Annotated in this window: 21 protein-coding genes, 1 other RNA gene and 1 pseudogene; 4 read left to right on the plus strand and 19 right to left on the minus strand. The window is 36.1% G+C overall.

Annotation, left to right across the window (positions count from 1 at the left end; translation table 11 throughout):
- Window positions 1-90: 90 nt before the first annotated feature.
- The 4 genes from ACY2RT_RS13070 to ACY2RT_RS13085 all read right to left on the minus strand — a co-directional run bounded on the left by ACY2RT_RS13070 (window position 91) and on the right by ACY2RT_RS13085 (window position 3,522).
- Entirely contained in the window at window positions 91-1,200 is a 1,110-nt protein-coding gene (locus tag ACY2RT_RS13070) for a DUF2911 domain-containing protein (RefSeq protein WP_490156367.1), read from the minus strand.
- A 95-nt stretch (window positions 1,201-1,295) separates the two neighbouring features.
- On the minus strand, window positions 1,296-2,522 hold the full coding sequence (locus ACY2RT_RS13075; RefSeq protein WP_490156368.1) for a peroxiredoxin family protein: 1,227 nt from the start codon (window positions 2,520-2,522) through the stop codon (window positions 1,296-1,298).
- An 85-nt stretch (window positions 2,523-2,607) separates the two neighbouring features.
- On the minus strand, window positions 2,608-3,300 hold the full coding sequence (locus ACY2RT_RS13080; protein ID WP_490156369.1) for a hypothetical protein: 693 nt from the start codon (window positions 3,298-3,300) through the stop codon (window positions 2,608-2,610).
- Window positions 3,301-3,312: 12 nt separating this feature from the next.
- Window positions 3,313-3,522: a hypothetical protein gene (locus ACY2RT_RS13085; protein ID WP_490156370.1), complete on the minus strand. Its 210-nt coding sequence runs from the start codon at window positions 3,520-3,522 to the stop codon at window positions 3,313-3,315.
- 105 nt (window positions 3,523-3,627) lie between these two features.
- Here ACY2RT_RS13085 and pheT point away from each other — a divergent pair, with 105 nt between their 5' ends.
- Window positions 3,628-6,054 carry a phenylalanine--tRNA ligase subunit beta gene (gene pheT, locus ACY2RT_RS13090; protein ID WP_490156371.1) on the plus strand — a complete coding sequence of 809 codons (2,427 nt, stop codon included), beginning with the start codon at window positions 3,628-3,630 and terminating at the stop codon, window positions 6,052-6,054.
- A gap of 148 nt (window positions 6,055-6,202) precedes the next feature.
- On the opposite strand, the gene ACY2RT_RS13095 is transcribed toward pheT, so the two are convergent.
- The 3 genes from ACY2RT_RS13095 to ACY2RT_RS13105 all read right to left on the minus strand — a co-directional run bounded on the left by ACY2RT_RS13095 (window position 6,203) and on the right by ACY2RT_RS13105 (window position 9,353).
- Complete coding sequence (locus ACY2RT_RS13095) at window positions 6,203-6,847, minus strand: OmpW/AlkL family protein (RefSeq protein ID WP_490156372.1); 645 nt, start codon at window positions 6,845-6,847, stop codon at window positions 6,203-6,205.
- 200 nt (window positions 6,848-7,047) lie between these two features.
- Window positions 7,048-7,626, minus strand: a complete 579-nt coding sequence (locus tag ACY2RT_RS13100) for a fasciclin domain-containing protein (protein ID WP_490156373.1) — start codon at window positions 7,624-7,626, stop codon at window positions 7,048-7,050.
- Between the two features lie 101 nt (window positions 7,627-7,727).
- Window positions 7,728-9,353: an ABC-F family ATP-binding cassette domain-containing protein gene (locus tag ACY2RT_RS13105; protein ID WP_490156374.1), complete on the minus strand. Its 1,626-nt coding sequence runs from the start codon at window positions 9,351-9,353 to the stop codon at window positions 7,728-7,730.
- A 154-nt stretch (window positions 9,354-9,507) separates the two neighbouring features.
- Between ACY2RT_RS13105 and ACY2RT_RS13110 the strand changes: the two genes are divergently transcribed.
- Window positions 9,508-10,911, plus strand: a complete 1,404-nt coding sequence (locus ACY2RT_RS13110) for a TlpA family protein disulfide reductase (protein ID WP_490156375.1) — start codon at window positions 9,508-9,510, stop codon at window positions 10,909-10,911.
- On the opposite strand, the gene fsa is transcribed toward ACY2RT_RS13110, so the two are convergent.
- From fsa to ffs, 3 genes are all read right to left on the minus strand, one after another.
- The gene (gene fsa, locus ACY2RT_RS13115) at window positions 10,908-11,561 is read right to left on the minus strand and encodes a fructose-6-phosphate aldolase (protein WP_490156376.1); all 654 of its coding nucleotides are present in this window, start codon (window positions 11,559-11,561) and stop codon (window positions 10,908-10,910) included. The two genes, ACY2RT_RS13110 and fsa, sit on opposite strands and share 4 nt — an antisense overlap.
- Window positions 11,562-11,661: 100 nt before the next feature.
- Window positions 11,662-12,471 carry an SDR family oxidoreductase gene (locus ACY2RT_RS13120; protein ID WP_490156377.1) on the minus strand — a complete coding sequence of 270 codons (810 nt, stop codon included), beginning with the start codon at window positions 12,469-12,471 and terminating at the stop codon, window positions 11,662-11,664.
- 95 nt (window positions 12,472-12,566) lie between these two features.
- An RNA gene (gene ffs, locus ACY2RT_RS13125) (signal recognition particle sRNA small type) lies at window positions 12,567-12,665 on the minus strand.
- Between the two features lie 394 nt (window positions 12,666-13,059).
- On the opposite strand from ffs, the pseudogene ACY2RT_RS13130 reads away from it, so the two are divergent.
- Window positions 13,060-13,809, plus strand: a pseudogene (locus ACY2RT_RS13130) (glutaminyl-peptide cyclotransferase); the annotation flags it as partial.
- An 18-nt stretch (window positions 13,810-13,827) separates the two neighbouring features.
- Here the strand turns inward: ACY2RT_RS13130 and ACY2RT_RS13135 are convergent.
- A complete protein-coding gene (locus ACY2RT_RS13135; RefSeq protein ID WP_490156378.1) occupies window positions 13,828-14,184 on the minus strand; it encodes an MmcQ/YjbR family DNA-binding protein in 357 nt (118 codons plus the stop codon).
- A gap of 91 nt (window positions 14,185-14,275) precedes the next feature.
- On the minus strand, window positions 14,276-14,542 hold the full coding sequence (locus ACY2RT_RS13140; RefSeq protein ID WP_490156379.1) for a hypothetical protein: 267 nt from the start codon (window positions 14,540-14,542) through the stop codon (window positions 14,276-14,278).
- Between the two features lie 177 nt (window positions 14,543-14,719).
- Here ACY2RT_RS13140 and ACY2RT_RS13145 point away from each other — a divergent pair, with 177 nt between their 5' ends.
- Window positions 14,720-16,267 carry a hypothetical protein gene (locus ACY2RT_RS13145; protein ID WP_490156380.1) on the plus strand — a complete coding sequence of 516 codons (1,548 nt, stop codon included), beginning with the start codon at window positions 14,720-14,722 and terminating at the stop codon, window positions 16,265-16,267.
- Window positions 16,268-16,340: 73 nt separating this feature from the next.
- On the opposite strand, the gene ACY2RT_RS13150 is transcribed toward ACY2RT_RS13145, so the two are convergent.
- The 7 genes from ACY2RT_RS13150 to ACY2RT_RS13180 form a co-directional block, all read right to left on the minus strand.
- A complete protein-coding gene (locus tag ACY2RT_RS13150) occupies window positions 16,341-16,532 on the minus strand; it encodes a cold-shock protein (protein ID WP_100804256.1) in 192 nt (63 codons plus the stop codon).
- Window positions 16,533-16,667: 135 nt separating this feature from the next.
- Window positions 16,668-17,123: a hypothetical protein gene (locus tag ACY2RT_RS13155; RefSeq protein ID WP_490156381.1), complete on the minus strand. Its 456-nt coding sequence runs from the start codon at window positions 17,121-17,123 to the stop codon at window positions 16,668-16,670.
- 50 nt (window positions 17,124-17,173) lie between these two features.
- Window positions 17,174-18,388, minus strand: coding sequence for an OmpA family protein (locus tag ACY2RT_RS13160; RefSeq protein WP_490156382.1), 1,215 nt, complete (start codon window positions 18,386-18,388; stop codon window positions 17,174-17,176).
- Between the two features lie 99 nt (window positions 18,389-18,487).
- A complete protein-coding gene (locus ACY2RT_RS13165; RefSeq protein ID WP_490156383.1) occupies window positions 18,488-19,114 on the minus strand; it encodes a response regulator transcription factor in 627 nt (208 codons plus the stop codon).
- An 11-nt stretch (window positions 19,115-19,125) separates the two neighbouring features.
- Window positions 19,126-22,278, minus strand: a complete 3,153-nt coding sequence (locus ACY2RT_RS13170; protein WP_490156384.1) for a ligand-binding sensor domain-containing protein — start codon at window positions 22,276-22,278, stop codon at window positions 19,126-19,128.
- 136 nt (window positions 22,279-22,414) lie between these two features.
- The gene (locus ACY2RT_RS13175) at window positions 22,415-22,942 is read right to left on the minus strand and encodes a DinB family protein (RefSeq protein ID WP_490156385.1); all 528 of its coding nucleotides are present in this window, start codon (window positions 22,940-22,942) and stop codon (window positions 22,415-22,417) included.
- Between the two features lie 61 nt (window positions 22,943-23,003).
- Complete coding sequence (locus ACY2RT_RS13180; protein ID WP_490156386.1) at window positions 23,004-24,734, minus strand: FG-GAP-like repeat-containing protein; 1,731 nt, start codon at window positions 24,732-24,734, stop codon at window positions 23,004-23,006.
- Window positions 24,735-24,768: the final 34 nt, after the last annotated feature.

Genomic DNA, 24,768 nt, shown 5'->3' on the forward strand with positions numbered 1-24,768 from the left:
GCTTTTCTTGAGTTTTTGTAATTTAATTTGTAAAAAAAGAGCCTTACATTTAGAAAGGCTCTTAGTATATGATCGTTAAATTTAATTTCCTTAGTTTATATCCTCTTTTTTCTTTAATTTTTCAATATTTGCAGCCACCCGACCTTTACTTGCCCCATTAGGTGCATTTGCATGTGCTTTTTCCAAATGTTTTAACGCCTTCTTATAATCCCCTTTCGCAGAATAAGCACGAGCAAGTCCATAATGTACCGGCCAAGTATCTTTATTTTTGTTAGCATTGTACTCAAAAATTTCCATGGCTTTGTCCTTCAGCCCCATAGTGATTAACTGACGTCCATATTGATGTACTTCAAAAATACTACCTAAATCTAAATTTTCATCCATTAAGGTGAGTGCTTCATTTTGTTTTTCCATTTTGGCAAGTATCGCAGACTTGATCATCAAGTTTGCAAATGTTTTTTTACTAAAGAAATTTCCGGCAATAGCAGTATCAATCCAACTTAGCGCTTCATCCAAATCACCTCCATTATTAAGTGCAAAGTTTGCTGCTTGCTGCCAGGTCTGAATGTTAAACCCCGGCTGATCCCGTAGACTATTACGTATATCTGCCATAACCAATTCTGTTACCGGAACCTCTACTGTAAAAGGGAATCCTCGTTTTTCCCAAGATAATAGTATACGTGCTTTATCTGTAGATACTTCATCAAAGTTAAAGGTCAATAGCTCGGTATCGGGAACCGCAATAGTCTCTACGTCTATTCTTAGTGCATCTTCTGCATCATCATAGAAAAAACTGCCCCAAGAGGTAGTGTTTTTAGAAAATATGATCGTTGCCGTATTGTCTTCTTGCACTGCTATATGAAGGCCATATGTTCCTGCTTTAATTTCTCTTCCATTTACCTTCATGTCATGAGAAAGTGTGATCTTAGTATTTTCATTGGCACCCGCTCTCCAGGGTGCAGCAGTTGATGTTCCAAAACCTAAGTTCTGGTATCCATAATGGACAATGGGTGTCCCGTAGATCTCTCTTCCCTGAACACTGGGCCGAGAATACTCGATGGATATTGTTGAAATTCCAATAGTTTGAGAAACAGTAGCCATCTGACTGGCCCGAGGGGCATTTATTTGCGAATTTGCCGAAAAAGTAGTCGTGAAGATCGCTCCTATAACGAGCACCATATATGTAAAAAAATTTGCCATGATACTTTTGAGTTTAGATTATTCCCTTAAAAGTATAGACAAATAAAAGTGGCCTGTGTTATTAGGCTGTTAAATTAAAGGCCTGAACTGTTAATTTATTCTTCTTCAGTAAGTTTCAGGGCAAATTGTTCAAATTCTGTAACAAATTCCCTGTATTTTTCACCTGTTGCCGGACCATTAAATCCAGTATGTATTTTACGAACTGTACCTGTTTTGTCAATAAAGATACTCGTTGGGTAGGATAACACATGGTTGAGCATTGGTAGCTTTTCATTTGCTTTTTGTTTACTACTGGACCCAACTTGTGCCAGCAGAATAGGATATGGAACTTCAACCGATCTTTTCAATTTATTAATGGCTTCAATTGCCTTTTCTTCGGTTTTAGCATATTCAAAGGCAAGTGCTACGATTTCCAGATCTTCATTTTTGTTTTCATTATAATATTTTGTGTAATATTTGGTTTCATCCAAACAATTAGGGCACCATGTTCCCATAATCTGTACGATCACTACTTTATTTTGAAAACGTTTGTCTTCCAATGAAACCATATTCCCATTGGTATCCGGAAAAGAAAATTCAATTTTTTTATATCCTTCTTTTAAAAAGGTAAGTGAGTCGGCCTTAGGTAATTCATAAGCTTCATTTCGCTTTGCCGTAAAAGGTTCTTTCCAATGGTTCCCACTGTAAAAGAAACCATTCATTATGCTATCATTCACTTCAGCTTCAAATAAAAAAGCATGTGCACCGTCAAATGTTGAGAGCTTTAAGGAATCGCCATCCACTACTCCATCCAAATAGCGGTAATCCCCTGTAGTAGTACGAAAGGTTCCGGTAACCTTATCTCCAATTTGTTTAAAAATACCTTTAGCAATGTAACGGTCTTCTTCAATATTCGGACTAAAGACAGTTTCCCAATTTCCGGTTACCTCTTGATTTGCTTCTTCTTTTGCATCAAAACGTATAGATTCTCCATATTTCATTTTAAATGGAACCACCCTGTTTAAACTTGGTTTTATATAATCTCCATAGATCATATCTTCTGTAAAAACTCCTTTTAAAACACCCTCAAAAACAGGATGTTTTATGGTAATGGAATCCTTATTTAATGTCACATCCCTAATTTCAATTTGTTCCTCTGCGTTGAAGATAACAATACTGTTGTCTTCATTGTAATGCATTAAAAAAGGAAGTTCTTTTCCTTTACCCAAATCTAAAATCACTTGCCACGTACCAGCATTAGGAGTTTTGACTTCTTTATTACAGGCAACAAACAAGATTGTTAGTAGAAAATATAACAGGTGCTTTTTTTTGAAGATTTGCATAAACTTGGTAATTAATAAGGTAAAAATATGGCAAAAAAATAGGCGCTATATAATTAACGCCTATTAATTATTTCTTGTTAACTATTTAGTTTTGGTCGTACATACTACTAAGTTCTTGCTTTTGCATTGCCGTTTTTTCTTTTGCCTTGTTTATTGTAGCTTCTAATTTTGCAATATTTGCTTCTACTCGTGCAATTTTTTCTTCCTTGTTCTTTATTTCTTCATCTGAAAGAGAGTTATCCGCCTTCGCAGCTTCAAGCTTTTCTTTAGCAGCGGTAACTCTTTTTCGTGCACTGCTGATGCGATCTTGGTGAGTTGCCAGTTCTGATGCCTTTTTATCGATTTTGGCCTTGGCATCCGCAGCTCTGGCTTTTCCAAACTCTTTGCCACTAAGTTTTCCTTTTTCCTTTCCATAAGCATTACTCTTCTGCTTCTTAGCCTTCTCCATTTTTTCTTTTTCTTCTTCAGCTCTCATTTTTTTCGTTTCTGCGTCTTTTAATTTTTTTGCAGACTCTTCCCGCCCCTCTTTATTTACAGAAGAAGCTTTTTTATTAGCATCGCTTATTGTTTGCTTTTTTTTGTTTTCACGTTTCTTTTTCTCCTTTTCTTTATCTTTATTTATAACCTTTTCACCCTTATCTTTCTGCTTCTGAAGTTGCTCTTGTTTCTCTTTCATGTCGGCATCAACTTTACCCGATTTATCCTGTGCAAAAGTGGTGTAGCTTCCTGCACTAACTAATATTGCAATTGCTAGTAAAATGTATTTCATGTTTTTCATAATATGTGTGGTTTATATGCTATCTAATTCTTTTAATGATTCTTCAAGTTCTTCTACTTCTGTATCAATTTTTTCTGAAATCTCTTCGGCTTCAGCTTCAACTGCTTCAATTTTTTCTATAACAGCATTCGTTTCAGCCTCTTCTTCTTTATTTGTATCCCGACAAGAAGAAGTAAATGCCAATATAAATATTATGGTACAAAATTTAATTACATTTTTCATAAAATAAACGTTTTAATAAATAGAATTTTAAATCTACGAATTATGATTCAATATTTGAATGGTATGTGCAATATTTTATCTTTGTACCCATAAATTATTATCTGAATGAAGATTTCATACAACTGGCTGAAACAATTTATTAACCTTGACTGGAACGCAGAAAAAACAGGTGAATTATTAACTAATTTAGGTTTGGAGATTGAAGGGATCGAAAGTTTTACTTCTGTTCCGGGTGGATTACAAGGGGTTGTTGTTGGAAAGGTCCTCGAATGTGAACAACATCCAAATGCGGACCGATTGAAGGTCACTTCAGTAGATATTGGAACGGGTGACCCAGTAAAAATTGTTTGTGGTGCTCCCAATGTTGCAAAAGGGCAAAAAGTGCCTGTAGCGACAATTGGAACTACATTATATGATGCCGAAGGAAAACCGTGGAAAATAAAAAAGGGGAAGATTCGTGGTGAAGTAAGTGAAGGTATGATCTGTGCCGAAGATGAATTAGGCTTAGGTAAAAGTCATGATGGAATTATGGTGCTGGATAGTAAACTAAAGACCGGGACATTAGCTTCTGAAATTTTCGATATTGAGAACGACCAGATTTTTGAGATAGGCCTCACTCCAAACCGTGCAGATGCCATGAGCCATTGGGGTGTTGCAAGAGACCTGAGGGCCGGATTGTTACAACAAGAAGTCTTATTAGAACTTATTACTCCTTCTACCAGTAGCTTTCAAGTTGAAAATCGCACCCTTAAAATAGATGTAAACGTTGCTGATTCTGAATTGGCTCCCCGCTATTGCGGTTTAACAATAGCCGGTTTGGAAGTAAAAGAATCTCCTGGCTGGTTACAAAACAGATTAAAAGCTATTGGCCTGGTGCCTATCAATAACATTGTAGACGCAACCAATTATGTTTTACACGAATTGGGACAACCTCTGCATGCCTTTGATGCTGCAAAAATCAATGGAAGCGAAGTTAATGTAAGAACATTGCCTACCGGCACAAAATTTATCACCCTTGATGGCGTAGAGCGTGAATTACATGAAGAAGACCTAATGATATGTGATTCAGCAAAGCCAATGTGTATTGCCGGAGTTTTTGGTGGAATCAATAGTGGAGTAACTGAAACCACGACCAGTATCTTTTTGGAAAGTGCCTATTTTAATCCTGTAAATATCCGGAAGACTGCAAAACGGCACGGATTAAATACCGATGCTTCTTTCCGGTTTGAAAGGGGGATTGATCCTAATATAACTGAATATGCCTTAATGCGTGCAGCCATTTTGATCACTGAAATTGCCGGTGGAGAAATTACAAGTGATATTACAGATATTTATCCAAAAAAAATCGAAGATCATCAGGTGGTGCTGAACTTTGACAACGCTACCAAACTAATAGGAGAAGAAATTCCCCGAGAAACCATAAAGAGTATTCTTACTTCTTTGGAGATCAAAGTAAATAACGTTACCGAAAGTGGTATTGGAATGACTATTCCTGCCTACCGGAACGATGTAACAAGGGAAGTTGACGTTATTGAAGAAATTCTTCGTGTTTATGGTTACAACAAAATTAATTTTACCGAAAAATTAAATGCATCAATAGCTGCTACGCTTCCCATAGAAGATTATCAAATTCAAAATAAAATAGCGGGACAGCTTATTGCCTTGGGGTTCCATGAAATGCTATGCAACTCTTTGACATCACCTAAATACAATGATTTAATTGATTTACTGAAGGAAGAGCACAATATTGAAATGTTAAATCCCTTAAGTCAGGATCTATCTGTGTTGCGGCAATCTATGTTATTTGGTGCTATGGAGGCATTAATATACAACAACAATAGAAAGCTTAACAATATCAAGTTGTTTGAATTTGGAAAGACCTATCATAATTACCCGGATGGCCGATCTGAAAAAAAGCACTTAGCTATTATTATTGCCGGTGATAAATTAGGAGAAACTTGGACCAGACTTCCCGAGAAAAGTAATTTCTTTTATTTAAAAGGGATCATTACTTCAATTCTCGAACGCTTAGGAATTTCAGAGTATAGTGAAAAAACTGTAAAAAGCGATATTTTTCTAGAAGGGCTTTCTTTTTCTAAAAAGAAGAAAACACTTGTAGATTTTGGTGTTGTAAAGAAAAAGATCGCGAAAGCTTTTGATGTTGAAAGTGAAGCACTGTATGCAGATTTTAATTGGGATGTTATACTGGAAGAAATCCCATCGTATAATTTTAGAGTACAGCCCATACCAAAATTTCCTCAGGTAAAACGTGATTTCGCCTTATTGTTAGATGATTCGGTAACGTTTGACAGCTTGAGAGATGCTGCCATACAAACAGAACGCCACCTATTGAAAGAAGTTACATTATTTGATGTGTATACCGGAAAAAAACTTCCTAAAGGGAAAAAATCATATGCCTTAAGTTTTACACTTCAGGATGAGAAAAAAACACTTACTGATAAGCAAATAGATAAGATCATGAACAAACTGCAGCAGCGATTTGAAAAAGATTTTGGAGCTAGCTTGCGATAGAAAAGTAAATTTCACAAAAAAACAGCCGCTTTTAAAAGCGGCTGTTTTTTTGTTGAAGGCTTGAAATGAAGAGTTAGAAGTATCATTCAGAGCGTAGCGAAGAATCTTTTTGTGGAGGGATTCCTCATTTCATTCGGAATGACATGTTTTAAAACTTCATCCCTACACCAACTCCAATTACTAATGGATTAATGTCTACATCTGCACCAACAGTCGCTCCAAGGGCTGTAGTCGCATTTACAGTAGCATCTGTTTGTAAAAATAATTTCTTTACATCTATATTCACAAACCAGATATCGTTTATGGCATAATCTGCTCCTGCCTGTACTGCAAATCCAAAAGCATTATCATATTCAACATCATCTGCTGTAGGTCCTTCATCTACACCATAGAAAAAAGTATAATTTACACCTGCACCAATATAAGGTTTAAAATCACCTCCGGTAAAATGGTATTGAGTTGTTAGTGTAGGTGGTAATAACCAAACATGACCTAAGTCTATATCACCTGCAGCAGTTTTTACGGCTTCTACATCATGCTTTGTGGTACCAAGAATCAATTCTGCTGCCCAATTCTCAGTAAAAAAGTATGTAAAATCTAATTCCGGTACAACCGAAGTAGAGATACTTACATCACCACCTATAGCTTCAATGGTAGCGCTTTCATCAGGGATTACCGTAATAACACGCAATCTGGCTTGCCATTTACTATCTTTATTGGTATCTGCATTTTCTTGCGCTGATAACTGAAACATTCCAAAGAGTAAAAATACTCCTAACATTAATTTTCTCATATTACTATTTATTTAAAATGACAGCGCAAATTTAAGCGTCGAAATATCTAGTTATTATGACCAAGATCATTGTTCGGAATGGGGATGCGATTTTAACTTTTTATAAATTCAAGCTAAATACAAAGTGCTTATTTTCAATAAGTTGAAAAGACGTAATTTACCCTGTTAAGAAAAAAAAGTTATATTTTTTATATAATTTTTTAGTTTGAAGAAGAAAAAACAAGCCCGTCCACCATATGAACGAATCCGTTTTTGTGATAAAAGTCTACAGCAGAAATAGTAGCAGTATTATTTTCTGCATCAAATATAATTAACTGCCCATTTACTTCTTTGATATTCAATTTTTCTCCCTGTAATGTTTTGAATTGGGCTATTCCTCCATTCTTTTCAATGGTTTTTTTAAGAGAATAACTATCTAAACGACCTTGAATGATATGATATTTTAAAACATTCTGTAATTGAAATTTGTTTGCAAGTAACGCTTCTCTGGATTTTTCCGGTAAATCGTTAAAAGCATCATTGGAAGGCAAAAACACTGTATACATTTTAGACCCATCTAATATACTTTCAAATAGTTCCGGTTTAACTTTGTTAGCAGTCAAATAACTAAACTGACTTGCATTTTGTATATTCTCATCAAGGGTTTTAGTAGAAGTAAATGTAGTCCCATTGTACTTTTTAGATACCTCAACATCTTTTGAATTGGTATATTTTTGAGCCGAGACAGAGGTCACTAAAAGCGAAAATACAAGTAGAAAAAAAGTAGTTTTAAGTCGCATATCTTTTTATTTATAGCTTAAAAGTAAGCAAATACGATACCTAAACGTGAAAAGTGTTCAAATATTTAAAAGATTTTTCAAATTAGAATTAAAATAAATGATTACACCCCTACCGAATACATTTTTTCACGTAGTTCTTTTACTTTTTTGTCATTCATATATTCATCAAAGGTCATATAACGGTCAATTACACCATTTGGAGTTATTTCAATTACACGATTCCCAACTGTCTGCGCAAACTCGTGGTCATGTGTAGTCAATAATACAGTACCCTTAAAATTCTTAAGTGAATTGTTAAATGCTGTAATAGACTCCAAATCCAGGTGGTTTGTTGGCTCATCGAGCATTACCACATTGGCACGTATCATCATCATCCGGCTTAGCATACAGCGTACTTTTTCACCTCCTGAAAGAACATTGGATTTTTTTAAAGCTTCTTCACCACTAAATAACATTTTCCCTAAAAATCCGCGAATAAAAACTTCTTCACGCTCTTCCTCGGTTTTAGCCCATTGACGCAGCCAATCTACCAGTGACATTGTATTCTCAAAAAAGGAACTGTTATCCAGGGGTAAATAACTTTGATTTGTAGTAACTCCCCATTGATAGTTTCCAGAAGTTGCCTTATCCTTGCCATTAATAATTTCATAAAAAGCCGTTGTAGCTCTGGAATCCTTTGAATAAAGAACAACTTTATCTCCTTTTGCAAGATTGACATCTATATTTTTAAATAGAGTTTCCCCTTCTAATGATGCAGAAAGGTTTTCAATATTCAGGATCTGGTCTCCCGCTTCACGTTCGCGCTCAAAAATTATTGCAGGATAACGTCTGCTTGAGGGTTTAATATCTGAAACATTAAGCTTGTCGATCATTTTCTTTCTACTGGTGGCCTGTTTGGATTTAGCAACATTTGCAGAAAATCTTCTAATGAACTCCTCAAGTTCTTTTTTCTTGTCTTCTGCTTTCTTGTTCTGCTGTGCACGTTGACGGGCAGCTAATTGACTGCTCTCATACCAGAATGTATAGTTTCCGCTATAGTGATTTATTTTACCAAAATCAATGTCACTAATGTGTGTACAAACTGCATCCAGAAAGTGACGGTCATGCGAAACAACTATGACACAATTATCATAATTTGCTAAAAAATTCTCTAACCAGTTGATGGTTTCGTAATCCAGATCGTTAGTAGGCTCATCCATAATTAATACATCCGGATTTCCAAACAAAGCTTGTGCCAATAGTACACGAACTTTTTGTTTTCCATCCAAATCACTCATTATGCTATAATGCAGGCTTTCATTGATCCCCAAATTGGAAAGTAAAGCAGCTGCATCACTATCAGCATTCCAACCATTCATTTCTTCAAAAATAACCTGTAGTTCACCAATCTTTTCGGCATTTGCATCGGTATAATCTTCATAAAGTTTATCTATTTCAGACTTGATGGCAAACAATTCTTTGTTACCGCGTATTACAGTTTCCAAAACCGTATGTACATCATATGCGTTATGATCCTGTTCTAAAACAGACATGCGTTTACCGGTCTCCAAATGTACCTGACCAGAAGTTGGATCTTGCTTCCCTGAGAGTATTTTTAAAAAAGTTGATTTTCCGGCACCATTAGCACCTATAATTCCGTAGCAATTGCCTTGAACAAACTTTGTATTTACTTCGTCAAATAATACACGTTTACCAAATTGAACCGAAAGATTAGAAACTGATAGCATTTTCTTTGTATTACATTTTTAAATTCGCCGCAAAAGTAGCTAATAAACTGCTACCGAAGAAACATTAACGTTTTAAAATTCCTTTTAACGCAGAATTAACAAAATGACCTGAAACAGTGGGTTATTTTTGTTAAACTTCAAATATTACTGTTTTTTGTTTAGAAAACTTCTTTTTCTGATTTGTTTACTGGTAATCGTATCTTGTAATAGCAACGATTCTCAAAACTCTGATACTGTCTGGATCGGAGGTGAAATTGTTAATCCAAAAACAGATTTTGTAATTATCTCAAAAGACAATTGCATTATGGATACTGTGAAATTAGATCGTAATAATTTCTTTTTATACGAGTCTAAAAATATGCCTACCGGACTTTATTCATTTCAGCATTTCGAATATCAGATTTTCTTTGTTGAACCCGGGGATAGTTTAATGCTTCGTGTAAATACTGTTGATTTTGACGAATCCTTATCGTATACAGGGAAGGGGGCTGAAAACAACAATTTTTTAATGGAGTTGTTTTTGCTTAACGAAGCTGAAGAAAAAGCTTTTATGCCACGTATCTATTATGCACGACCGGAGGTATTTGAAAAGAAGTTAGACTCTTTAGCAGATATAAGAAGAAAGATTTATGATGAATTTGTATTTGATAACAAACCATCTGAAGACTTCAAAAAAATTGTTCAGGCATCCATAGATTATAATTTTTATCTCAAAAAAGAATTATATATTTCTGCAAACGAGCTTAGGAGAGAATCTGGTGAATCGTATGAGATTCCTCAAGAATTTTATGCTTTTCGGGAAAATGTAGATTACGGTAATGTACAGCTACGTTCTTACTATCCGTATTATCGTTTCTTGAGGTATCATTTTGATAATCTGGCATATCAACAATACAAGGGTACAGAAGAATTTGGGCGAAGTTCGTATCATCACAATTATCACAAAATTAAAATGATAGACAGTCTGGTAACTTGCGATTCTCTTAAAAACAGCTTACTCAAAACTGCTACGGTACGTTACCTGTTGTACAGTAAGGATATGGAAAAGGATAAAAAGATTATATCTTTATTTGAAAAAGGAAGCACCAATAAAGCACACCATAAGGAAATTTTAAAATTATCTTCGGCAACAGCTAAGCTTAAACCCGGAAATCCGATTCCCAATGTCTTTTTATTGTCGACAGATAATACTGTAAAAGATCTTAGGTCTGTTATAAACCGCCCTACTGTACTTTATTTTTGGTCTTCACAATCTATAAAACATTATAAAGATATTCATTCTAAAGCTTCAGAACTAAAAGCAAAATACCCCGAGTACGATTTTATAGGTATTAATACAGATACACATTTTAAAAAGTGGTTGCATACTGTTAAAAATTCAGGATACAGCCATCAGCATGAATTTCAGTTTGAAGATATTGATAAGGCTGAAAAGGTACTTGTTATCAACTCGATGAACAAATCGATCATTTTGGATGAAAATGGAATTATTCTGGAAAGCAACACCAATCTTTTTAGTAAGTCCTTAGAAAAAATGTTACTTGGTTATTTAAATTAATTTCCCTTTTTGTAATCTGCCAAAAACTTTTCCAGACCGATATCGGTTAAAGGGTGTTTCAATAATCCTTCTATAGAAGATAAAGGCCCTGTCATTACATCTGACCCGATCTTTGCACATTCCAAAACATGCATTGTATGACGTACCGAAGCAGCAAGAATCTGTGTGTCATAGCCGTAATTATCATAGATCAAGCGGATTTCTGCAATAAGGTTCAGGCCATCTGTAGATATATCATCCAACCTCCCAATAAAAGGTGAAACATAGGTAGCTCCTGCTTTTGCAGCTAATAAAGCCTGTCCGGCTGAGAAAACCAATGTACAATTAGTACGAATTCCATGATCCGTAAAATATTTGATCGCCTTTATCCCTTCTTTAATCATAGGTACTTTTACAACAATCTGTTCATGCAATTCGGCAAGTTCTTCACCTTCTTTAATAATACCTTCAAAATCAGTAGCAATCACTTCAGCGGAAACATCTCCATCTACAATGTTACAGATGTCCACGTAATGCTTCAAAATATTGTTACGCCCGGTAATCCCTTCTTTCGCCATTAATGAAGGATTTGTAGTTACACCGTCCAGCACACCTAAGTTCTGTGCTTCACGTATTTGATCTAAGTTTGCGGTATCAATAAAGAATTTCATACAATGAGGTTTTCGTTTTTTGTTTTGGCAAAAGTACGTAAGATTGAATCTCTTTGAAACCTTTGTTTGAAAAAGTTTCCAAATAAAAGCTGTTAATAACCTACTTTAATTTGTAGTGATTCATAAGCATTCTTTCATATGCCTTATCCGGCAAGACTCTTTTTAGAACAATCGATATTTTTTGCAGAAACGCCCCCACCTTATAGTAAATGCGTGGGTTTTTTGTTTTAATGATCCGGTATACAACTTTTGCCATTTTTTTTGGGTCTTCGCCATGATCTACATGGTCATTCATCATAGCAAGTGTATTACCATATGCATCTTTATAAGGCGAATCTTCCAACACAGGTGCATGGTAACGCCCGGCAGCAATATTGGTGGCAAAATCACCCGGAGCTATGTTGGTCATTTGTATACCAAATTGAAGAGTTTCCATTCTAAAAGCCTCGGTAATGATACCTAAAGCAGCTTTCGTCGCACTATAGACCCCACGATAAGGTAATCCCATATAACCGGCAATGGAGGTTATATTTAAAATATGGCCACCTCCTTGCTCCCGCATGTATGGCAATACAGTTTTCATTACATTGATAGGGCCGTATAGGTTAGTATCAAAAGCTTTTTTAATTTCAGGATTGGGCGTTTCTTCAATTGGGCCTGTAATTCCGACGCCAGCATTGTTTATGACCACATCTATTCTACCTTCTTTTGTAATGATCTCCGAAACAGCTTCAGCAACAGATTCAGGTAGGATCACATCCATTTTCAGTAAAGAAAACTTACAGGTGTCCATATGTCTTTCGGGATAGCGACTGGTTCCGTAGACCACCAGGCCTTTTTCAGTAAGGTATTCACCAATGGCTTTTCCAATCCCTGAAGACCCTCCTGTAATTAAGACAACTTTAGACATAGTTTTTGATTGCGATAGACAAAGATGCGGTTACGGTATTACTTTTCCAAATTGTGATAAGAAAATGATAGTAAAACCAGAATTTAGTGCACAAAAAATGGCAAGCTACCTACATCACACCGCTACGACCGTATACCCTTGCTGCGTTCCCGCCCTGGGGGATTCAACAGGAGCTGGTTGTGTAGGACTTGCCGATGCAAATATACGGCAATTTGTAGATTTCACAATGATTTTTAGTTCTAGATTATAATAAATATCTTGCCGGAAATTTGAAAAGAATCCATGAAAATTTATAACATAGTAATAGTTACTGCATTAGTCCTTTTTGTTGCCGGTTGCGGAAGTAATACCGAAAGCCATAAAGACCTTTTTTCCATAGATATTAAGAATGGAAAAAAAGTATATAACAATTCCGAATCTATACTGGTTTCAATCAAAAACAAGAAGAATAAAAATATTGAATCTGTCTCCTATGCGATCGATGATGAAAATATAACTGTTGATAACGAAAACAAAGAGACATCTATAAACCTTTCAAACAAAAAGGTTGGAAAAAGAAAGCTAACAGCTTCAATTATGGCTGACGGCACTACCTATTCTATTTCGAAAGAGCTTACTCTTGTCGCTTCCGTAAAGCCAAAATTATACACTTATAAGATACTCGAGACGTATCCGCACGATATAGAAGCATATACACAAGGACTGGAATTTGCAAACGATACTTTATATGAAAGCACCGGGCAATACAAATCATCATCTTTACGCAAGACCAATTATACAAACGGAGAGGTTCTGCAAAAAATCCCTTTAGCCGATCAATATTTTGGAGAAGGGCTTACCATTTTTAACAATAAGATCTATCAGCTTACCTGGAAAGAGAAAACCGGGTTTATTTACGACCTCAACTCGCTTGAGAGAAAAGGAACCTTTGTCTACGGAAAAAGCCTGGAAGGTTGGGGACTGTGTAACAATGGCAATGTAATTTACAAAAGTGATGGAACCGAAAAGATATGGACACTCAATGCCCAAACACTTGCCGAAGAAAACTATATAGAGATCTATACCAATACCAGTAAAATTAAAAGTGTCAACGAGTTGGAATGGGTAGAAGGGAAAATCTATGCCAACATTTACGAAAGAGATGCTGTTGCGATTGTAGACCCTGCCACAGGTGCCGTGGAAGGGGTGATAAATTTTAAAGGGTTAAAAGATGAGGTAACTCAGCATGAAAAGTTGAACGTATTGAACGGTATTGCCTACAAGGGAGAAGAAAACATCATTTACGTTACCGGAAAGAACTGGGACAAACTCTTTAAAGTTGAAATAGTAGAAAAATAGTCTGATCTTTAAAATGCATTAACCTTTTTCTTCTTCTAATGATTCTCTCACTTTTTTAGGCAATTTGGAAACGATCAAAGAATAGGATTTTTCAATATGGATTGTCCATTCTTTTTCGGTCAATCTATTGATGTCATCAATATGAACCCACTTATACCTTCCTAAATAAGGAGCCGGTTTAAAGCCGTTTTGAGAAGTTAAAAAGGCAAAATCCTTATCGCTGGCTTTAAACGATGCTGTTGTTGGGATATTTTCAAGAGATACTACGAAAAACATCTTACCCCCTATGCTAAAACATAAATCATCCTCCCACTTTATATCACTTGTAACAGTTTTTAAATTGTTGCAGATATTTGTTATAACTTCTATGTTCATATCAGCACCTATTTTTTTGTAGGCTTTGGTTTTAATGAAGAAACATAATCAAAACTTTTGTGCAAGTATTCCGAGAGTTGTTTTGTATCTTTTAATAAGTCATCCGGAACCACAACATATCTTTCATTAACCGACCATGTTGCTCCATTAATTGGCTGTTAAAGTTTTCAATAAAAGTGCTTCTATCACTTTCCGAGAGTCTTAATCCCATGATTCCGGTTTTCGATAGAAAAGTAAACATATGTCCATTTACAGAAGTATAAGGAGTAGTTTTCCCTTTTCTTTCAATTTCAGAATTTTCTGCAATTAATTTATCGTACAAACCCAACGTCTCCTGCGCTATTACAGTTTTACTCATAATGTTTTCTTTATCACTAAATTAGTGATAATCCATTAAACACTTCAAGATAATTAGCATTAGTTATTGTTTTAAACTGGAGAATGAATAAGTTAATTATACTCCCTAATAAAAACTTCTTGTGTTAACAATAATATGCTTCATAAAAAGTTATATTTTTACCAAAAATTTACCTGAATGAAGTATTTATATGGATTGGCACTAGTAGCGTGTCTTGTTTTTTGGAGTTCCTGTCGAAACGATTTTGAAAGTGTCCCCAGTACCGGAAATCTCGAATTCTCAAGAGATACTGTCTATTTGGATACCATATTTACCAATATTGGCTCCAGCACCTATAATTTAAAGGTTTATAACCGAAGCGATGAAGACGTTAATATTCCAACGGTACGTTTAGGAGATGGTGAAGATTCAAATTACCGGCTTAACGTAGACGGAATTCCGGGAAAGACTTTTGAGAATATTCAGGTTTTAGCTAAGGACAGCATCTTCATCTTTGTAGAAACTACCTTAGACATCACTAATTCTCCAAATCCGGACAACGCCTTCTTATATACCGACCAGATCCTTTTTGACAGTGGAGGCAATGAACAAAAAGTAGAATTGGTTACTCTTGTAAAAGATGCGGTATTCCTGTTTCCTGAAGATTTGGGTAACGGTATTTTTGAAACACTTAGTATTGGTATAGATGAAAATGGCGATGAAATCTTAATTGAAGGTTTTATTCTCGATGATACCGAATTGACCTTTACAAATGAAAAGCCTTATGTAATATATGGTTATGCTGCCGTTGATGCAGGTAAAACCCTTACTGTAGAACCCGGTGCAAGAGTACATTTTCATGCTAATAGCGGTATTCTGGTAAGAGATACCGGCTCTATAAAAGCAAATGGCTTGCCAAGTACGGACCCTGATCTGTTGGAAAATGAAATTATTTTTGAAGGCGACCGCTTAGAGCCAAGCTTCTCTGAAGTTCCCGGTCAATGGGGTACTATCTGGCTCAGAGCTGGAAGTACCAATAATGAGTTTAGTTATACTACCATCAAAAATAATGTTGCTGGTATCTTAATGGACAGTAATGACGGTGACCGTACCCTTACCTTAAAAAATGTACAAATCTACAATAGTTCAAATGTTGGATTATTGGCCCGAAATGGTAATATATATGGTGAAAATGTTGTAATTAGTAATGCCGGGCAATCTGCTATTGCATGTTCTATAGGAGGAACTTACACTTTTAATCACTGCACATTTGCTAATTACTGGACGAATAGCTTCCGTTCATTCTCATCAGTACAGATAGATAATCTTTTAAGTGAAACGGAAGGGGTAGACTTAAATGCATCTTTTAACAATTGTATTATTTATGGAAATGAACAACGGGAGTTAGGGCTTTTCGAATCACCTGATACATCCGCTCAATTTAATTTTAATTTCACAAACTGTTTGATTCGTTTTGAAGACCCCAATAATGACTTTGTAGATGACCCTAATTACGATTTTAGCAATACGAGCCTGTATACTACTATATCCCGAAATATGGACCCGGTTTTCCAGGATACTGCATTAAATAATTTCAATATTGAAAGTGGTTCTTCCGCAGCAGAAAATTTAGGAATAACACCTACAACTCCTCCGGTCCCAATAGACCTGAATGGAACGAACCGAGGAAACCCATCCGATGCAGGAGCATATGAAAGTACTGTCTTCCCGGATGACAAGGGTTAAAACATACCTTTTTTAAATAAAAAAAGCCCATCTTACGATGGGCTTTTTGTTTCAAAAGTGAAAGAAAATTATATTATAGTACTCTTACGTTTACTGCGTTTAATCCTTTTTTACCTTCTTTAAGTTCAAATTCTACTTTGTCGTCTTCACGAATCTCATCGATCAATCCGGAAATGTGTACAAAATGTTCTTTGTTTGTGTCATCTTCAGTTATAAAACCAAATCCTTTGGAATCATTGAAGAATTTTACTGTGCCTGTTTGCATTGTATAAAATTAAATAATTAAGGTGCAAAGGTACTCTTATTTCTTTCCCCGCAGTGGTTTTTTCAATTTATATTTTAAAAATGGCATATAATAGCCTAATTCTAAAGGTTCTATTACAATAAAAAACATCAAGGATTAATGATCAGATTTTGGGATAGCATCCATTCTTGATAATACAAGTTTAATTTTTGCCTCTATATCTCTCAATATTTGTTCCAGTTTTCTGGGAGTGATTGTTTCCCCTTTGCTTAATGGCATGGAAACACTTGGTTGATTGAACCAGCCCGGGTATTCTTTTCGGATTGATTCAAGCTCACCTCTATTTGCATAGATACAGATTTTTGCTCTCCCTATGAGTTTTTTTGCCGAGTTATATTCCGCTAATGTATACGATTCCGGATTTGCTTCCATTGTCTTTATTTGTGCTTCGGTTTCTGCTATGATATTTTTACAGTCGTCTATCTGGTCTAATAGGGTTATAACCCTTTCCTGGCTGGGGAATTGATAATTTTGTGTATATGCTTGATTCGTAGTAAAGAAGCATAAAAATACAATAGCCACACTTATATAGTTAAATCTTAGAGTCTTCATAATGATTACGTTTAAAAAAAGAAAGAGGTTTTAGCCCCTTTCTTCTTAGTTTATTTTTTTAATACAAATTCTACTCTTCGGTTCTTAGCTTTGGCTTCTTCTGTGTTACCCATAGCAATGGGCTTTTCTTCACCATAACCGGCACTGGTTAATCTACTCTCTTCAACTCCTTTGTTTGTTAGATATTTCATCACAGATCTGGCTCTGTTCTCTGAAAGTGTCTGATTGAAACTATTGGAGCCATCAGAATCGGTATGTCCATGTATAACAAGTGTTACTTCCGGATGCTCTGTAAGCATGGTTACTAACTGATCCAAAACAGCATAAGAATTAGGCGCAAGTGTATAAGAATTCACTTCAAAATTAATATTGTGCATGATCAACCGGCCTTCATTTATTAGGCGGTCATACAAAGTATGCCCCTTTCCTCCTATGGCAAAATAGGTAATCATCTGTTTAAGAGGCGGAGTACTTGTTATTGATGGTGAAAGAATATTCACCTCTAAATGCGTAAATGATTTCTTCTCAACACCCGATCTACTTATATCTGGATCGTTCACAAGCATTACCCCATCCAAATATCCTTTCAGATACCCATTATTGAAAGAAATTTGAAGTGTATGCCAGCCAGGCTGAGGATTTCCTCCCGGCATTCGTGAAAGATTATCAGAACCACTCCACATAATACCACCGCTAATTCTAATACTATGAGCTCCATGAACAACATTTGAATTTTTAAGATTTACATAATAGGCTTCATTTCCTTTCTCATGAAAATATACTTGCATTTCAACCTTAAAGGAGTTCCCTAAATAATTATCTCCTATAATGGAAGGTTTTAGGTCGGTTGATCCGGAAATGGTTTGTATCACTCCGTCTTTTTCACCTCCTACAATAATCTGGTTGGTTTCAAGTGCGCCCTTTATTTGTGTCCATTTAGAAGGAAATTCAGTTGGCCTTTCGGTATTGAAATCGTCTACAAAAATTGCAGTTCCCGGATCAATGAAATTAGCAATAGGAGCATTATTTCCAGTTGCATCACGGGATACTACTACAACTTCCCCATAGGGTCCATCTCCAATTACATCAGGATTTTTTCCTTCAATTACATCCAATCCCTGATCTACAGTTTTTTCTATTTGCTTTTTGGCTCTTTTTTTAACTTTACGTTTTATGATTCCGCCAACGTCTTGCCCATAACTCATGGATACAAGAAACATCATGCAAAATGCCGTAAATAACTTGAATAGTTTAGTTGTTTTCATTTGTGAGATATTTATAGATTAATATGTCCAAATATCTGACAAACAGCCACTTCGGTCAATCGCTTATATGGGGTATTTAGAAAAAATAAAAAGTAGGAATTAGATTAATTTTTGCTTCAGTGCCTTATATATTGCTTCTGCTCTATTGTTTACATGAAGTTTGGAATAGATATTTTTGATGTGTGTTTTTACAGTATGCGGACTTAAGAAAATTTCTTCGGCAACTTCTTTATAGTTCATTCCTTTGCTTAGCATTTTTAGTACTTCGGTCTCACGTTCTGAAAGGGGATTTTCAATGATACGAAACGAGTTGATAATTCTACGTGCTATTTGACTGCTCATAGGTGAGCCTCCTTTGTAAACTTCCCTAATATGAACCAATAAATCTGCCGGGTTCGTGTCTTTCAGAAGGTAACCGGAAGCCCCTACACATAGGGATTCAAAGATGGAGTCGTCATCACTTTGTACCGTAAGCATTATAAAGTCAAGATCCGGACATTTCTTTTTTAATTCGCGGGTAACTTCAATTCCGGATTTTCCAGGAAGGTCAATATCCATTAAAACAACATCTATTGGCAGCTTAGTTATGGATGCAATGGCAGACTCTCCATCAGGGAAAGCATATTTACAAGAGAATCCCTGTGACCCGTCAATAATCAATGTTAATGTTTGGCGAATCTCTTCATCATCTTCTACAATAGCAATATGGATATTGTCCCGGTTCATTTATAATTTTGTTACATAGCTTCCAAGTGGTAATCATCACCCGAATGGGGTATTCGCTTCAATACAATGCTGGTTCCTAACTGTGAGGATGTTATATCTATCTCTGCTCCTATTTTCTTGGCGCGGTCTGACATATTCTTTAGCCCTCTTCCTTTTGACTTTTCTACAACATTAAACCCTTTTCCATCGTCCTTCAGCATGATATTTGAGTATTGCTCATTAGCTGTTATATTTAAAATTACCGTATTGCAATCTGCATATTTTAAACAATTATTCATAGCCTCTTTAAAGATCATCACTATTTGTTTTTTAGTTTGTGGGTCCAGCAGTAGTTGCATCTGACTTACTTCATATCCGGCAGTTCTAAAATCTACTTCTGTTTGATTAAAGAGATCTTCTCCAAAATCTTTCAGTCGAAGGAACGCATCACTTAAGCTATCCTTTTGTGGATCTATCACCCATAACAAGTCCCGGAATCCTCCTGAAAGGTCCTTAATATTATTTCGGATCTTAGCAAACCATTCCGAAGGGTCTTTCCGTTCTTTTAAACTTCGTTCTGCCAAGGTTAAGAACAAAGATATTTTAGTCACCTTAGAGCCTAACTCATCATGAAAGTCTGCTGTGTTCTCCTTTCGAAGCTCTTCTCTTTCCTGTATCAGGGCTTTTTCAAGTTTTGCTTCCTGTTTCAATTCACGTTCACGCTTGCGTATTCTGGTCATATAGAAAAAACGTAAAAGAAATCCACCCAAAATAAAATATAGTAAGAATGCCAGATTGGATTTCCAGAAAGGAGGTTTAATGATCACTTTCAATCGAATGGGGTCTTGAGCCCATATTCCCTGATTATTACTTCCATCCAAAATGAGTTCATACTCTCCGGGAGAAAGGTTGTAATAGGTGAGCTCTGAAGTACTTCCTGTTTCTATCCAGTCTTCGTTTACCGGCAAGAATTTATGGCGATAACGGTTATAAACAGGATCTGTAAAATCTAATGCCGCATAGCTCAGTTTAATTGAATTTTCATGATGTGATAATTTGATCGTATTATCCTTAATAGCATTGTTTACCGAAACAAAACCCTGTCGTTGTTTCTGTGTGCTTTCAACAGTAGTCAGCGATAATCTAAATGCCCGGGCCTCTATAGTCGTTTCAGACGGGCCTAAAATGCTTAAAGCGTTAGCACTACCAACAAATATAGTATCGTCATCATCTATATACAAAGCCCTCAAATTGCTAATATTATCTGCCAGGCCGTCTCTCATTGTATAATATTCAATATGAACAAATGTTTGCATTGAGTCGTTATAAACAGCTTTCATAAGCCCTCTGGTAGTTGCTACCCAAAGGTTCCCGGAAGAATCTTCCTCTATCCCCAAAATATATTCGGACGGTAACCCTTCTTCTCTGCCTAATTGCAGAAAACTATTGGTATCTTCCATAAACAGGTTCAACCCGGTTTGGGTTCCAATCCATAGTCGTCCTTTACTATCCTTAAATATTTTTTTGATGGCATTATTACTCAATTGGTCGTACTGTCCAAAAACACTGGTATAATTAGTAAAAGTGCCTTCTCCTTCTTCCGAATTCAATTTACTCAACCCTGAGAACGTCCCGATCCATATCGCTCCGTTTTTATCGGCTTCAATGTCCAGAGTATACGAATTGACCAAAGCATCATCTCGCTCATTATTAGAATTATATGTTGAGATCTCAGGACGTAAATGATCCCCGTTCGGAAAGGTTATTTTCACCAAACGAATATAATTACCCACCCAAAAAGTGTTTTCGTCAGCTTGGTGTACACTATTAGACCATTTATGAGGTAAGCCATTGGCATCTGTGAGATGAAAAAATTCACCCGGATTGTAATTAGCATCTAACTGACTGATACTGATCCCTTCAGGACCACTGATCCATAGACGATTTTCTGTATCTACCATAATGTCCCGTGCACGTTGAAAATGTATATTTTTAATTCGAAGGGGTGCCGTAGGGCAATCTCTGGTTAAAAGATCTTCCTTTTTAAAGCGATACAAATCTCTGGGAGTGGTGATCCAAAGATATCCTCCTTTATCTTCCGCTATTCCGTAAATACTGTAAAGGTCTTCAAAGCAATTTTCTATATGACTTGGTGGAAAAGTAAATATCTTCCCTTTGTTTTCACTTAGTTTATAGAGGCCGTTAGAATTAGATATCCAAATATTTTTTTGTGAATCTTCATAAACGTTACGAGCATGTCCGGACATATTCAAAAGCCCGTTTCTGCTAATGACTTCCTGTTCTATAAGAGACCCTTCAACAATGCGATATTTCTTAAAACGATTCTTCCAGGTAGCCGTCCAGATATTTTGATCACTGTCTACAATAGCCCCATAGGTATAATCTCCGGCTGCTTCCGAGCCTTTTTCGGTATGGAATCTGGCTACAGAAAGAGTAGAATCGTTATCATAAGAAGCCTTTAATAAACCAATACCCGAAGATATTATTACAATAGAGTCATTATACTCCATATATTTAAGGGGATTGATGTCCTTATCTTTGATCGAATTGGCCAAGTGGAAAGAAAGTTCCTTAAAGCGATACGTACCTTTTTCAATAAGCAATGGAGGTTTTCCGGATCTGCAGGCCCAGATTCTACCTTTGCTGTCTTCAGTAACACTCCAAAAAGTATTGTCCTTAACATCAGTATTTTCTTTTTCTGAAAAATTTAAAATATGACCCGTTTCACTTTCGACAACAAAAAGGCCATCATACGTACTTACCCAGATATTCTTGATACTATCCTCAAATAGGCCTACAACATGGTTCTTACTATTGGATAAGTTGTCGGTTAGTTTAACATATTTGATCACATCATTCTCCAATACATGAAGGCCTTTTGGAGTAGCAATCCATACAGTACCATTAGAAGCTGCCAAAACAGTATTGATCTTATTGTCTCTAAGTCCCGCAGTATCTTTTAAAGAAGCATAATAAGGCCTAAATTTCTGTCCATCAAATTTGTAAAGTCCATTATTACCAGCTACCCATAAGAAGCCCATGGAATCTTGAGATACACCCCTAACAATTCTCGAGGGTAAGCCATTATCATCCGCATAGCGAGAAACTTCATAATATTGTGAATAACCTGTTCCTGCCATAAGGAACAGGAGAAGCCATATCAAAATTGATAACTTTATTTTGTCTGTACGCCTCAAAAAAATGAACAAGGTTGTTTAACAACCTTAAAAATAAGGATTTAAAGAGGAACAGGAAATACATAATATGGGGTATTCTGGTGCCTATTCAACAAAAAAAGGCTTAATCATCTTTTAAAAGGCGGAAATACTTGGTCCATGGCCCTACATCACCCCGATAGTGCTTTGCCATCACCCTTGTTATTTGGTTAAGGTGGCTTAAGTCATGAACAACCCAGGTTGCCAGATGCTGTTTGACGGTGATCGCTCCAAATTCAGGGTGAATACCAGTTTTAGACAAATCGGTTTCAGAAAGGTTCCATGAGATAAGTTCCTTCAGATTTTGACTTCGAAGCTCAGTGAATTTGTCTACCAATTGTTCCATCGTCTTCCCTTTGCAGATCTCTAAATGACCTTGCATATCAAAAGGAATGAATGCCTTATCTATCGAATCACTAAGCATGATCCTTGTCCTTGGAATCCAATCGGTTTGCTCTCCAAGGATTAAATGCCCCATAATTTCGTGCGGATTCCAACTCTCTTCTCCTTCGTCAACATAGGCCCAATCTTCAGGAAGGTTATATAGTAACGCTTTATAGGTTTCCGGAGCTCTCTCTAAAATAGCAATGGATTTATCAAGCTTAAAATTCATAATTGATATGTGATTACGGTAAGGGCCACTCTCTTTGGTGACGATCTCTGCTGATTTCAAATTAATAAATTATTACTCTTTTAGTGGTATTATTTTCAAAAGTAAAGTAATATATTCCTTTGGAATAGGCTGAAATATCAATGTGTTCTGAAAGCGTCTTTATTTTTTTTGAGAAAAGTGTTCTCCCTTGAATATCCAGCACGCGTACAGATGTCTGAAGCAATTTCTGTGGAACCTTAAGCTGAAGTATTTCCTGAGCCGGATTTGGAAATACTAGTATAGCATCTTCAGATAAAGGTTCTTCTTCTACAGCCAGCACATTGCTTCCTTCCACAATGGCTCCCTGAACATTAATTGCCGGATTATTGATAATATCTACAATTCCACTTAACCAGGTTACTTTTATATAGTCTATGGAAGTAGCTGAACCAATTCCAAAGAACTCATAACCCGAATTCTGAGCTATATACCCTTCTCCGCATAATGTATAATTATATTGTTTTTGTCCGTTTACCGAAATTTCGATCCAAGAGCCAATTCCTTGCCGATTACTAACATCTCCCTGCAACTTGACCTTGATCCAATTGTTATTTTGTGGGCTCTCATTGTGCCATAGATAAATATCATCCGGTTGAAAGTTCAAAACACACATATCGGGGTAGCCATCATTCGTTATATCACCAATAGCATTAGCATAACTTCTTCCTACATCATCAGCAAAACCGGCATCTGCAGGAATAGAATACATTCCGGAACCATTATTCTCATAAAAGGCTGAAGTTAAATATTCTGTCTGACCATCAGTTAACATACTACTTACATACAAATCAAGGTCTGCATCATTCTCAGCATCTAAAAAAACAGCTCCCCAGGCATAGGATTCCATAAAGGTGCCATTGGTTTGTGCTATATCAGTAAAGGTACCGTCACCATTATTCTTTAAAAAGACATTCCCTTCAGGGGTATTGGTAATGTAAATGTCCAGCCAGCCATCCTTATTATAATCACCTATAGCATTGGACATGGCCGATACACCAATATCGGACCCGGAAACAGCACTTACATCCGAAAAAGTACCATCTCCATTATTTTTATATAAAATATTTAAATTCCATGGGCGGTCGTTCGCCATGTATATATCCTGCCAGCCATCATTGTTATAATCAAAGAACACCGAACAAAAAGTAGTGAAGTCATCCGTGGATATCCCTGCACTTATTGTAATATCCGTAAAAGTTTGATCTCCATTATTTTGATAGAGCCGGTTGTGAATATTATTGTTATTATTATCCCTGGAACTTATAAAGAGATCTAACCAACCATCATTATTATAATCACCCCAGGAGCCACCCCAGGCATTGTAATCGGGTATTGCTAATCCGGCCGCAGGACTAATGTCGGTAAACTGCATATTGCCATCGTTCTCATACAAACGATATGCATGTGTATTACTTACTGAAAATAAATCGTAGTCACCATCATTATCAAAATCAACCCATTGTACTGTTTTGGTTTCTCCTAATTGATCTGTAAAATTAAAGGTAATTGGTAAAAAAGTACCGTGGTCATTCCTGAAGAAACGTATGGGTTCTCCAAACTCTGATGAAACCGTGATATCATCCCAGCCGTCGGCATCAAAGTCAAAAAAAGAAATTCCACCTCCTAAAGTACCCACTCCATAGGATGAATTGCTACAACCTAAAAGAGCTGACTGGTCACTAAACTGAATTTGCCCAATTAACAAATTTGATGTGCTAATGAACAGGAATACTATCCTACAAATATGCAACATACTACAATAAATTATATAAGAATTTGCCCTAAAA

Source organism: Ulvibacter sp. 2210JD10-4 (assembly GCF_058148525.1).